The 12852-nt window shown below is 39.4% G+C and carries 10 protein-coding genes; 2 read left to right on the plus strand and 8 right to left on the minus strand.

Annotation, left to right across the window (positions count from 1 at the left end; genetic code table 11):
- Positions 1-47: 47 nt before the first annotated feature.
- The 5 genes from BG00_RS16610 to BG00_RS16630 all read right to left on the minus strand — a co-directional run bounded on the left by BG00_RS16610 (position 48) and on the right by BG00_RS16630 (position 5906).
- Positions 48-1730 (minus strand): hypothetical protein, encoded by a 1683-nt coding sequence (locus BG00_RS16610; protein WP_036983989.1) that lies wholly within the window; start codon positions 1728-1730, stop codon positions 48-50.
- Entirely contained in the window at positions 1730-2125 is a 396-nt protein-coding gene (locus BG00_RS16615) for a DUF3192 domain-containing protein (RefSeq protein ID WP_036983990.1), read from the minus strand. Before BG00_RS16615 ends, BG00_RS16610 begins: the two co-directional genes overlap by 1 nt.
- 69 nt (positions 2126-2194) lie before the next feature.
- Entirely contained in the window at positions 2195-2968 is a 774-nt protein-coding gene (gene xni, locus BG00_RS16620; protein WP_013463270.1) for a flap endonuclease Xni, read from the minus strand.
- 8 nt (positions 2969-2976) lie between these two features.
- Positions 2977-4320, minus strand: coding sequence for a nucleotide 5'-monophosphate nucleosidase PpnN (gene ppnN, locus BG00_RS16625; protein WP_036983991.1), 1344 nt, complete (start codon positions 4318-4320; stop codon positions 2977-2979).
- 77 nt (positions 4321-4397) lie between these two features.
- Entirely contained in the window at positions 4398-5906 is a 1509-nt protein-coding gene (locus BG00_RS16630) for a GGDEF domain-containing protein (protein ID WP_081762936.1), read from the minus strand.
- Between the two features lie 489 nt (positions 5907-6395).
- On the opposite strand from BG00_RS16630, the gene BG00_RS16635 reads away from it, so the two are divergent.
- The gene (locus tag BG00_RS16635; protein ID WP_036983993.1) at positions 6396-8183 is read left to right on the plus strand and encodes a M61 family metallopeptidase; all 1788 of its coding nucleotides are present in this window, start codon (positions 6396-6398) and stop codon (positions 8181-8183) included.
- Positions 8184-8332: 149 nt separating this feature from the next.
- Positions 8333-10504, plus strand: coding sequence for a S46 family peptidase (locus BG00_RS16640; protein WP_036983994.1), 2172 nt, complete (start codon positions 8333-8335; stop codon positions 10502-10504).
- 175 nt (positions 10505-10679) lie between these two features.
- Here the strand turns inward: BG00_RS16640 and BG00_RS16645 are convergent, their stop codons facing one another.
- The 3 genes from BG00_RS16645 to BG00_RS16655 all read right to left on the minus strand — a co-directional run bounded on the left by BG00_RS16645 (position 10680) and on the right by BG00_RS16655 (position 12681).
- Positions 10680-11042, minus strand: a complete 363-nt coding sequence (locus tag BG00_RS16645; RefSeq protein WP_036983995.1) for a hypothetical protein — start codon at positions 11040-11042, stop codon at positions 10680-10682.
- Between the two features lie 279 nt (positions 11043-11321).
- The gene (locus tag BG00_RS16650) at positions 11322-12203 is read right to left on the minus strand and encodes an NAD-dependent epimerase/dehydratase family protein (RefSeq protein WP_036983996.1); all 882 of its coding nucleotides are present in this window, start codon (positions 12201-12203) and stop codon (positions 11322-11324) included.
- 154 nt (positions 12204-12357) lie between these two features.
- Positions 12358-12681: a hypothetical protein gene (locus BG00_RS16655; RefSeq protein WP_036983997.1), complete on the minus strand. Its 324-nt coding sequence runs from the start codon at positions 12679-12681 to the stop codon at positions 12358-12360.
- Between the last annotated feature and the right edge of the window lie 171 nt (positions 12682-12852).

Here is a 12852-nt window from a genome sequence, read left to right on the forward strand (position 1 = left end):
ACTGCAAATACAGGGTATAAATTAAATTTATAATTATAATAAGTCAGCTAAATACTATTGTGCAGACCTAATTGCTGCAGGGATTGATAAAAAATGGCCTCACTTTTCCAGCCATGGCGGGTGAGTTGTTGATTTAATATCTGCTGTTGCCATGCTGTTAATGGCTGGTTAGGTTTAAGTACGCGCTGGGCTACAACTTTTAAAGCTGCCCACAACTTAGCGCTATCATCGAGCTGCTTTTTAGGCAATGTTTCAGCTTTTAATAACGCTATTGCCCAGGGGTCGCTACTAAGTAATTCATTAAGCTCATTAGTTAAATGAGGGGTATCAACATTGTTTATGCCAAAAAATGTGCATATTGGCGTATCTAAGGATTTATTCGGTGTTTGGTCTAGGGTGATTTTTCTAGAAACTTCTGGGCTGTAATTAATTAATAGATAATATAAATAGGCATATAGGCTCAAACTAATGCGTTCACTTTGCAAATTTTTATCGTGTTTTACTAACAGCTCTACAATGTTGACTAAACAACCCATGCGGGTACACAAAAATGTATGTAAAGGATGGGCAATACTATTTACCAACTGCTCGAAAACCATGCCTTGAATAATCGCAGGGGCCTTATCGTAACCCACCATAGACAAGCTATGCCTTAAATCTTTTGCCGGTTGCAGCTCTTTATTATACTGTTTTACTGCATGGCACACTGATTTTATAACATTAGGATAAGGGGTAAGTAATGTATTTAATGCTTTGTAATTGTACTCTTGTTGGTTTTTTATTCGTTTAACTAATTCGTACAAAGAGGACTGTGTATTGTCACTCTTATGAACAATATGCAGGTATTCACTGTCCCAAACTTTTAAAAACAAGCGATCGTCATTACACGGCCATGCCTTTGAGCCATCCTCTAATGATGCTTTTATTCGATACCAGGCCATTTTTGTATTGGCATTATTAACGATAATATGACGGCCTGCCGAATCTGTAGCCAAATAAATCATTGTTTGGTCCGCATAAACCACTTGGCTACCTGGTACATATTGTCCAACGTGTGCCACTAAGTCTTTTAATAGTCTCTGTGCAAATGTGTTGGGGGTTCTTATGTACAAATCAGCTACTGCTTTATAAAAACTAATATGCTGCTGTTTTGCGTTGCAGGTTACGTTAAGCGCCAAAATATTTGCCAAAGCAACCAATACACTGGCTCCGTCATAAAGCATGATTTTAGGCGTGTTTAATAATGCGTGTTTGTATTTGGCTAGTTTAGCTAAAATATGGGCAATTTGATGTGCTGGTTGTTGTGATGTCAATATCACTTTGGCTGCGAGTTTATGGCGTAACTGCCACATTTTAGTGTCGGTATTAGTAAATGTTTGCTGTTGGGCTAGTTTATTCAACTGATCAGCAACACAAAGGTGTTCCACCAATGAGGCACTGATATAAAGCTCTGTTAAGTGTTTATCGTAATTTTGGCTAGCACTTAATGCACAAGTTAAAACACATTGATTAACCACTACATTGGTTGCAAAGCTATAGTGTGTTTTATACAAATTGAGCTGAGCTTGTAACGCTGCTGGGTTTTGTTTATATAACGCTGCGTATTGCTCTGCAAGTTTACAAACAATCGGATAAAAAGTATGCCACTGGTTTTTATTATTATGTGAACTTAAAAGCAACTGTGTGCTTTCGAGTAGCTTGTTTAGGTTACCCGACAGTGGTGCTTCCATTAAATTGTTCCATCATTTTGCTCAAGGTATTTTTCATAAGCACTTGGGCCCCACATTATTAGTTGGCCGTTTTTAAATAATAACCCGGTACATTCATCCATGGTGGTAATGCCATCCGAGGTTTTATGTTGTGTACGATAAAATAAAACTTGCCACACCTGTTCACCATCGCGCTTGGCGTAGGTTAAATCTGGGCTGCCTAAATATTCAAGCACAGCATTTAGCGTAAAAGCATCTTCTAAGCGCAGTTTTTCAATATAGCGTTTATTGAATGCTTCGCGGTCTTGCCAAATCATTGCTTGTGGATCGTCTTTATAAAACATAATAACCGACGTGGCTATTAATGCATATAAACCTAATCCCAATATCAAATACCTAAAAAACTTCTTAAACATTGCCTACCCAGACCAAGATAACTATTACTAGTATACGTATTGCGATCGTTCAGTGCCATTAACTTGCGACTAATTAAGCCTTAACTGCTTTAAACTAAAGCCTAAGTGGATATCAGTACGCAAACTCACCAGTTGTTTAGAAATCACAAACATATCCATATCATCAGCAAGCTTTTTTTGTAAGCGCGCACTTAATGATTCATCGCTTAATGCCTCTTCGAGAGTGTTGTACTGATTCACCAATTGTTGCGCCGATTTAACACCAATGCCTTTAACACCTGGAATGTCATTGGTTTTGTCTCCTGCCAGAGCCCAAAAGTCTATTAGTTTGTGTTGTGCTACGCCAAAACGTTCTTGGATATGCTGCTGTGTGAGCTGTTGCTTTTTAAAGTAATCATACACTTCAATTTGCTCATTTAAATGCGGTAAAAACCCTTTATCGGTAGAGACAATAGTGTTGTTTATCTGATTGTTGGCGGCTTTATGGGCTAATGTTGCAATAATATCATCGGCTTCATCGTTAGTCGGCTCAAATACCACAATGCCGGTTTCTTCAATGGCCGCTTTAAAATGTGGCAAGGCTTCTTTTAACGTTTGTGGCATCGGGGCGCGCGAATGTTTGTAATCTTTGTAAAAGTGATAGCGCCAACTTTTATCGCCATCAAATACAGCAATTGCATGGGTTGCATTAGTGGTTGTTATGAGTTTTTTGCAGGCATGTGCTACTCGAGCGCAGCATGCTTTTAACATATGTTCGTCGCTGTGATGCGTTTGGTTAGCATCAACAGCATAGATGCGTCTAATTAAATTAAGCGCATCAATAAGAAGTAAATGGGGATTCAATTATAAACTCACGCTTTTATTGTATAACAAGGAATATACTTACTGCCAGGGAGCTTCATTCTACCTTGTTCTACAAACGCTTGTAAAAGTGTGTCCATTGCTTTCATTAAATCAGGCTCGCCACTGAGGACATACGGGCCGTATTTTTTAATCGCATGTAAACCTTCTTCTTTTACATTTCCCGCCACTATTCCCGAAAACGCACGGCGTAAATTAGCTGCTAATTGTTGTTTGGGTTGATCAAGGTGCAAATCAAGCGACGCCATAGCCTCATGAGAGGGGTAAAAAGGTTGCTGAAAATCACTGTCTATTTTCAAGGTCCAGTTAAAGTAATATGCATCCCCTTGGCTTTTACGGTATTCGCGTACACCATTCATTGCCGACTTTAACTTTTGACTTACTAATTGAGGGTCATCAATAATTACTTCAAATTTATCTAGGGCTGCATCGCCTAAAGTCATATGAATGAATTGACACAGCTCCTCAAAGTAAGCTTCACTTTGTTTTGGACCGGTAAGAATAACAGGTAAACATTGCTTTTCGTTTTCAGGGTGTAACAAAATGCCTAATAAATACAATAGTTCTTCAGCTGTGCCTGCACCACCAGGAAAAATAATAATGGCATGAGCGGTGCGAACAAAGGCCTCAAGCCGCTTTTCAATATCGGGTAAAATAACCAGTTCATTCACAATCGGGTTAGGTGGCTCAGCTGCAATAATACTGGGCTCAGTTAAACCTAAATAACGGTTGTTAGTTATACGTTGTTTGGCATGACCAATAGTGGCGCCTTTCATCGGGCCTTTCATTGCACCAGGCCCACAGCCAGTACAAATATTTAACCCGCGCAAGCCTAATTCGTAACCTACTTGTTTAGTGTATTTATATTCTATTTCGTTAATAGAGTGGCCGCCCCAACATACAATCATGTTAGGTTCACTATTTACTTTAAGAGCGTCGGCATTTCTAAGCATGTCAAAAACCATGTGGGTAATGGCTTTAGTTTCTTTGAGATTTTTTTCATACTTTTGGCAAATAAATAAGATATCGCGAATAACCGAAAATATGTGCTCATGTATGCCGGTGACTATGTGCCCGTCAACGAAGGCCGTTTGCGGCGGGTTCTCTAATTCAATTTTAATACCGCGTTCACGGCTTACCAAACGAATATCAAAATCTTTATGTTTTTCGTATATATCATTACTTACATCGGTATGGCTGCCTACATTAAGCACAGCTAAAACACAATTTCTGAATAACCTGTAGCGTTCGCTTGTTGATGACTGTTCTAGTAGGTCTACTTCTAGCTGCGATAATAAATCTAATACCCCTGTTGGGTTTAACTGTATTAGCATCGGCATTCTCCTTGAAACTTCTTGGGTAAATTTACTGCGTAATTATGCCTTGTACTCAAAGGTAGAAATGCATAACACTATTTACTAATGCACAGACGATCCCGGCCTGAATTTTTAGCATCGTATAAAGCTTGATCGGCTCTATCAAATGCTTTTAGAGGGGTATCTCCCTCTTTAAATTGGGTTGCGCCTATCGAAACAGTAATTTCAATTTGTTTGTCTTTAAATTTAAACGGTATCTTTTTAATAGACTGTTTTAATTTATTGAGGTGCGCTGTCGCGTTTTCAAGTGAAGTGCGTGGCATTAATAGCACAAACTCTTCGCCGCCATAGCGTGCAATAAAGTCTGATTGCCTAATCGACTTTTGCAACGCTTTGGCAATAACTTGTAAAGTAATATCGCCCGCAGTATGGCCAAATCGATCGTTGATTGATTTAAAATGGTCGACGTCTATAACAACTAGCGTTATGTCTGACGGTTGTTCGTTAAATAAATTAATTTCGTAGTTGTAACGCTCATCAAATGCCGCGCGATTAGGCAGTTTTGTCAGGCTGTCGAGTAAGCTTTTAAATCGTTGCTCATTTAAACGTTTTTTATAGTTACTGACTTTGTTTTCTAAGCTATTAATTCTTTCATTTATTTGTGTAAAGCTGGCAACTAAAATTCTGCGATCTTTTTGTTCGAGTTGCTCTTTTTCTAAAATATCTGCACTGAGTGAGCGTAACTCGTTTTCAACTAGCTGCTTTAACGCTGTGATTGAGGTCGCATTTTTTGTTTGTGTATTTAGACTTTCTAGCTTTTCACCAATGCGTTTATTTATTAAGTCAAATTCAACATTCATCGATTGAGAGTGTTCACTGGTTGATACCAATGAGCGATGCAGCTCTTCAAGTGTTTGGTTTAATGAAGCTAAAAAGCTTTGCGCTGATTCACGCTCAACGTGAAAACTTTTAACAATTAAAGTAATCACATCTATTGCGGCATCAAGTAGCTGGTCAACGGCTTTATTTTTAGCAATGCGTTTTTTTATTAAATACAGTGATTCGTTGGCTTCTTCTTCTAGTTCGAGCTCACTAACTAATTTAAACAGCTTTTCAGTGAGCACACTTAAATTGGGTGGTTTAAAGGTATTATTGCTCTTAGCAATTAAAGCTTGATGATAAAAGGTGATCAATTGGTTTAATATTGGGATAAACCCATGCACCGATTGTATATCGTCAAGTTGGTTATCTAATAAATGACGCAGCGTTCTGCGGGTTTCGTCAGGCAGGCCTTTCGTTTGTTGTAACTGTTTTCCTGCATTTTGTACGCTGGTTAACAGGTCGCGTTGATGCGCTAGTTGAATCGCTTCCTGATTTTTTAGCAAGGCCAAAATATCATCTACCAAAGGAGAGAAGTCTTCAAAATCCATTCCTTTGTTTAATGCGCTACGGAACTTTGCTAGGCGGTTATCAAGCTCAATATCAAGTCCTTTACAGCTTAAAGATAACTTAGCTGCAAAGTTAGAAAGGGTACTCACTTGATGTTTACGTGCGCTTTCTATTACTTTTCTACTGTCGATTGCTTGCTTTAGTTTTTGTTCCACCGTATTGGAGCTCCTAGACACCTACACACCATTATCTTAATACCTTTATTGTTTTAGTTTACAACAAAAACATATTAATAGTAGGTATGAGATCAAAAACTTAATGTTTTTAGGGTCTGTTTATCTTTCGAGGTTGATTTTGCAGCAGTGCGTTTGGTTTTTAGGCAAGGCAGAGCCTACGTAGTGTGGTTGTTCCCCATAAATAGGCGATAACGCAGCATAAATGCCAAACGCGCGCTGCCCTTTGGGTTCTTCCTAGGTGCGATTAACTCTTTGTTGCTCGATTTTTACTTAGCCCACTAGGTTACAAATCTCGCGCCGCGATTAAATCGCACCTAGGTTGAACAAATTTTAATCCTGAAAGGTCAACAGACCCTAGCAACAAAATACGAACGATCTTAAATATAAGTGTATTTATCGCTTTTAATTCACTTTTAAAATGGGTCTTGTTAACCTTGGGCAACAATACGTTATATAAAAAGAGCCTTTATGAAAAAGCTACTTGCCTTATCAATTTTAGCTGCCTGTTCAGCACCGGTATTTGCCGACGTTAATTACGCTTTAAACATTTCTCAGCCAGAGCATCATTTAGGTGATGTGAACGTAGAATTTCCTAAAACGGCGCAGTCTTTCTTAGATGTGAAACTTCCAGCATGGCGCACTGGTCGTTATGAAATTTTAAATCTTGCCAATGGCGTTCGCTACTTTAAAGCCAGTGATGATGAAGGTAATGAATTAAAGTGGGAAAAGATTGATCACAGCACATGGCGCGTTCATTTTAATGAACCCACTGAAGTAAATATAGATTACCAAGTCTATGCCAATGAGCTAGGTAAACGTGCCCGCCATATAGACGACAGCCATGCCTTTATTGATGCATCAGGCTTTTTTATGTTTAGCGAATCATTTCGCCAAGAGCCAGTAACGGTTGAATTAAACGTCCCCAAAGCATGGCGCTCTGTGTCAGGCATGGAAAATTATAAAAATAAGCACAGCTTCAAAGCCAGTGACTACGATGTATTAGTTGATTCGCCAATCGAAACCGGTATTAACGAGCTACGCACTTTTAAAGTTAATGGTCGTGAGTACGAACTGGTGGTATGGGGTGAGGGTAATTACGATATTGAACTGATGCTAACTGATTTGAAAAAGCTAGTGGCTACCGGCAATGTGATTTGGGACAGCTACCCGTATGAACGTTATGTATTTATGGTACACGCTACATCAGGCGCAGGCGGGGCAACTGAGCACTTAAACTCAACGATTATTCAGCGCCCACGCGACCGCTTTGCTAAACGTGAAGACTATTTAGGTTTTATAAGTACTGCAGCTCATGAGTTTATACATACTTGGAATGTAAAAACGTACCGTCCAAAAGGGCTTGCGCCCTATGACTACACTAATATTAATTACTCAAAATTGCTTTGGATAGCAGAGGGCTCTACCAGCTATTTTGAAGATCATTTATTAGTGCGGTCGGGTATTCAAACCACCGATGAATTTTTTAAAGTATTAAGCAAAACCATTAACCGCCACCTCACAACACCGGGGCGTGAAGTGCAAAGTGCCAGCGAAACCAGTTTTGATAAATGGATAAACCAAGGCGGCGATCACGCACGTAACTACAGCACTAATATTTATCTTGAAGGTTCATTATTGTCGATGGCGTTAGATATCGACCTACTTGAAAATAGCCAAGGTAAAATTAGCTATAAAGACGTACACAACGAACTTTATAAGCAGCATAGATTACCGGCAGGGTTTACTGAGCAAGACTTACTGGCTATTTTAAAACAACTATCAGGGCGTGATTATAGCGCGTGGTGGCAGGCAAATGTTGACTCACCAGCCAACCTTGATTTTGATGCACTGCTAGCAAAAGTAGGTTTAAGCTTTGAATTACCAGAAAAAGCCAAGGCCACACCAAGCTTAGATGCATTTACTAAAAATACTGGCGAGTTACTTACGCTTACCCATGTACGCCGCGATGGTGCAGCATGGCAAGGCGGCTTAACCACCGACGATAAACTCGTCGCTATTAATAAAAAGCATGTAGGTAAAGACTTAACAGCCAGCTTAGAAACCTTTAAAGTAGGCGATAAAGTCACTGTTGATTTTATTCGTCGTGATGCCTTAATGGCGACTGAGCTTGTGTTGTCTGAAGATTTCGACAAACCTAAAAAAGTGGTTGCGAATAAAAATGCCACTGATGAACAAAAAGCATTATTTAAAGCATGGATCGGTGTTGCGCATCCAAACGATGTGAAAAAAGATTAATAAAACAACGCATCATCAACAGTTAAAAAAGGAGCTTAGCTCCTTTTTTGTTTATTGGGCGCTATATTGTAACAATTTATCTCAGCGCAGTTGACCTTACTCATACTTAATGAGTAATCTGCAGGTTCAATAATAAAAGGGATTCTATAATGCGTTTAAAACCTCTTGTTGCCACTTTGGTAGCAACCTGTTCACTGGCACTCTCTTCTGCGGCCAATGCCGATGAAGGTATGTGGCAACCTCATCAGCTACCAGAGCTGGAATCAATCTTAAAAGCCAAAGGCCTTGAAATCAGTGTTGATTCAATTTCAAAATTAACCGAATTTCCAATGAATGCGGTTATTAGCTTAGGCGGTTGTACAGCCTCGTTTGTTTCGCCAAAGGGGTTGGTTGTTACTAACCATCACTGTATTTATGGCTCAGTGCAATATAATTCAACACCTGAAAACAACATACTTGAAAACGGCTTTTTAGCAAAAACACCGGCTGAAGATTTACCTGCTGCGCCAGGTTCGCGTGTGTACGTTACAGAAACAGTGACCAACGTGACTGATAAAGTAATTAGCGGCACTAACGAGCTAAGTGCAAAAGCACGCTACGATGCGTTAGAAAAAAATCAAAAAGCTCTCGTTGCACAGTGTGAAGCCGATGAAAGCTACCGTTGTAATGTATATTCGTTTCATGGTGGTTTAGAGTTTTACCTTATTAAATCGCTGGAAATTAAAGATGTACGTTTAGCGTATGCACCTGCTATGGGCGTAGGTAAATACGGTGGCGATATCGATAACTGGATGTGGCCGCGTCACACAGGCGATTTTGGTTTTTACCGCGCCTATGTAGGTAAAGACGGCAAACCAGCAGAGTACAGCGAAGACAACGTACCGTACGTGCCTGAGTCTTACTTAAGTGTAAGTGCTAAAGGCGTGCAAGAGGGTGATTTTGTCATGGTGACTGGCTATCCAGGACGAACCAATCGTTACCGTATTGCGGCAGAGGTCGATTATGTATTTAACGACAGTTACCCTAAAGCGCGTATGCACAATACTAAATACGTATCACTGATTGAAGAAAACTCAGAAGATGGCAGCAAAGCACGTATTGCTTACGAAAGCACCATAGCTGGTTATAACAACTACATTAAAAACTATGGTTCGATGATCGAAAGCTTTAAAAAAGGCACCATGTTTGAGCGTAAAAAGCAGTTTGAACAAGAACTTACAAGCTGGATAAACAGCGATAGCGAGCGTAAACAGCGCTACGGTAATGTACTTAATGAGTTATCAGCACTTGTTGCACAATCGCAAGAGCACAGTGAGCGCGACCGTATGGTAGGCTATGTTCACCGTTCACAAATGATCAGCACGGCACGTCGTTTATACCGTTTAGCTTATGAAAAACAAAAGCCAAATAGCGAGCGTGAATCGGGTTATCAAGAACGTGATTTACCGCGTATTAAATCGGGTTTAGAGCGTATGTCACGTCGCTTTGATGCAAACGTAGATAAAGCTATATTACTGCACTTTTTAGAGCAATATGCAGCATTACCTAAAGCAGAGCGTTTTAGTGAAATTGATAAAGCTTTTGCTTTAGAAAACGGTTTTGATAAAGCAAAACAAAGTGCATTACTTGATGAAATGTACGCTAAATCAACGCTTGATAACGAAATTGTACGTAATTCATTATTTGAGCAAACGCTTAGCCAATTAAACCAAAGCCAAGACCCATTCATGCAATATGCAAAAACCATATTCACGGTAATGAAAGCTGAGGAAGATAAGTCAAAAGCCCTTGCAGGTAAGTTACAAGCCGCTCGCCCAGAGTTAATGAGTGCGATTATTGCCTTTAACAAAGCGCAAAACAAACCGGTTTACGCCGATGCAAATAGCACATTACGTGTAACTTACGGCACGGTAGGCGGGTATTCTCCGCAAGATGGTTTAGTGGCCACGCCGTTTACCTCACTTGAAGGGTTGCTGGCTAAAAACACCGATGTTGACCCATTTAATGCGCCTAAAAAGCTGCAAGAGCAAATTAAAGCCAAGCTTTATGGTGATTACACAGGTGGCATGAATACCGTACCGGTTAACTTTTTATCAAACGTTGACACGACTGGCGGTAACTCAGGTTCACCAACACTTAATGGTAAAGCTGAGCTGGTAGGGTTACTGTTTGACGGTGTGTACGAAAGCATTATTGGTGATTGGGATTACAACCCAGAGCTAAATCGCTCAATCCATGTAGATTCACGCTACATGCTGTGGGTAATGGATAAAGTAGATAACGCACAAAACTTATTAGACGAAATGAAAATCGTAAAATAAGAAGCAGTTAAAATAACAAACAGGCGCTTACCTTAATTGGAAGCGCCTTTTTTGGTTTAAACATTTTCTGATTAATTTAACTTAGGGTACGGGCTTCGGGCTAAGAGCTACGAGGTTCGGGTTGCGGGGGGAGTTAATTTGTTTTTAGCAGTAAGTATCTTTAGTAGCAGCGATTTTATATCGCGTCAGAGTTAAGCCTAACTTGAATTAATTGCCGGTGCTTACTTTCATTTGTATATGCTGCAATATATTTAAAACCTTCGCTTTCTAATAATTTACTTATCATTTTTGCCAACTCGGAAAAGTCGCCATTTTTAGAAAACTTTTCAGTGGTAGTATAAAGGTAGTGATTTTTCTTATCGCCTATTAGAATTAAATTAATTAAATGAGCAAGCATTTCACAGCAACAGTGTAAGCTTTGAATTATAAAATCTAAATTAATAAGACCTTTTAATCTAGCATGTGATATTTCAATATTTACTTTTTCTTCAGCAACACCGAGTACTTGATCAATTAGAACATATTCATCTAGCTCCATGCTTTCGATAACACTTCTAACACTAGAATCAACTTGAGCAGCCGCAATATCAATTAATTTCAGTCTTTCTGGAATTGCAAAAATGCATTGCTCAATATTAAACAGCTTTTACTCACAAGAAATTTTCGATTTACATAAACTCAATAACTCTTTATTTGACCATGATGCCATGAAAACTCCTAGCCAGTTAACGCCGCCTTAAGGTGCGACAAACATAGCGTGTCATACTGTGAGCGAAGCGAAACCGGCACGCGTTTGGAGTCACTCTTAAACGCTTTGTTAGCTGCGTTTCAAAATTGGTAATACTTCTGCCGTTTCAGTATCTAGCATTTCTAAAACACTTTCAAAACCATGTATAGGTGACCAACCTAATTTCTCACGTGCGAACGATGAATCATATACGCGATCTAAGCTTTGAGGTAATTGCCAGCCTCTTTGTTTAAATGCTAGAGCGATTTCTGGGCACTTACGTTTGATAACCTCTCCAGCTTCAGTATATAGAGCTTCGCAATCAGAAAAATGAAAAGGTGTTGCACCTGAGATGATAAAGCGATTAAAACCGTTTAAACGTTTTTCCACTGCACATAAATGAGCATTTGCTACATCGCGAGCATCAATGCCACGAGTCAGACGAAATACTGCCATTAAATCCGCTGGCTCAGGAAAGCATCTCGACATTTGCAGCACAGTCACGGGAAGCTGAAACAGATTTGAAATTTCTTTTAGCTTAGTTTCAGCAGCAATTTTACTTTTATGATAAATCGACTTGGGTTGTGGAGTAACGTCCTCATCAATCCAACCTGTAATATTTTTAGGTGTCGAGGCATAGCCATACAACGCAGTTGTACTGGTAAAAATAAAGTGTTTAACACCTGCTTTTACACCAGCCAAAGCCAGTTTTTCAGTCGCGTCTACGTTGATAGATTGAAACTCTAAATCAGGTACTAAACCAACATGAGGAGCATGAAGAGCCGCTGTATGAACGATGACATCAATATTTTCAAGAACCCCACCAATCAGGGCACTGTCACGGATATCACCAATGTAATCGGCTGTTGAGCAAGGTGTTTTATCAATGCCAACTACGTCATGTGTACGCATTAATTTAATATAGATCGCACGCCCGACCCTACCCGCAGAGCCTGTTACCAAAATTCTCATTCCGACACCTTACTAATGATTAACCTCAAAGCAGCTAACGCCGCGTTAAGTAGTGAGCAACGCCGCCACAGAACTTAACCATACCACCGTAAACACAAAACCCAACGATGGAATGAAAAATGCCATGCGTTGGGAATCTGTCTTAAACGCTTTGTTATGTACGTTCTTCACCTTTACCTAAAAGATACTCTGTCAATAATGCATCCAATTCGTGACGACTCATATGACCAAAGTTTTTTACTAGATATTTAGTTGCTTCAGACGAATTTGATGGGTTCGTAATACCAAACTCAGACTTATAGTTACCAACCTTTGCTTTTACCGATTCAAATTTGAGCCCTGAAGATTCGGAAAGCGCAGAACATAATTCACTTTGCAACCCTCTCGGAAACTCAAGATCTTCGAGAGTTTTATAAATAATTAAGCATCTTAATTCAGTTTCAAAATTCCAGCCTGAGTCAGATTTGAATGAGAACATTTTTTCTCCTAAGTACATAACATTTTATAGTGCGCTCATCGCGCATATTTCTGCCAACGATACGCTCATTTTTATATATTTTTAACAAATTATCTAACATATTACTATCACTAAGTTTTTATTGTTATTAAGTGATAAAGAACAGATTAATATGCGCGCTTGGCCCATTTT

This window comes from Pseudoalteromonas sp. SCSIO_11900, assembly GCF_000576475.1.
GTDB classification, from domain to species: Bacteria; Pseudomonadota; Gammaproteobacteria; order Enterobacterales; family Alteromonadaceae; genus Pseudoalteromonas; species Pseudoalteromonas tetraodonis.

Coding starts and splice junctions, on each gene's coding strand:
- BG00_RS16610 (WP_036983989.1), bottom strand. CDS start 1,730: ATGGAAGCACCACTGTCGGGTAACCTAAACAAGCTACTCGAAAGCACA.
- BG00_RS16615 (WP_036983990.1), bottom strand. CDS start 2,125: ATGTTTAAGAAGTTTTTTAGGTATTTGATATTGGGATTAGGTTTATAT.
- ppnN (WP_036983991.1), bottom strand. CDS start 4,320: ATGCTAATACAGTTAAACCCAACAGGGGTATTAGATTTATTATCGCAG.
- BG00_RS16635 (WP_036983993.1), top strand. CDS start 6,396: ATGAAAAAGCTACTTGCCTTATCAATTTTAGCTGCCTGTTCAGCACCG.
- BG00_RS16640 (WP_036983994.1), top strand. CDS start 8,333: ATGCGTTTAAAACCTCTTGTTGCCACTTTGGTAGCAACCTGTTCACTG.
- BG00_RS16645 (WP_036983995.1), bottom strand. CDS start 11,042: ATGGAGCTAGATGAATATGTTCTAATTGATCAAGTACTCGGTGTTGCT.
- BG00_RS16650 (WP_036983996.1), bottom strand. CDS start 12,203: ATGAGAATTTTGGTAACAGGCTCTGCGGGTAGGGTCGGGCGTGCGATC.
- BG00_RS16655 (WP_036983997.1), bottom strand. CDS start 12,681: ATGTTCTCATTCAAATCTGACTCAGGCTGGAATTTTGAAACTGAATTA.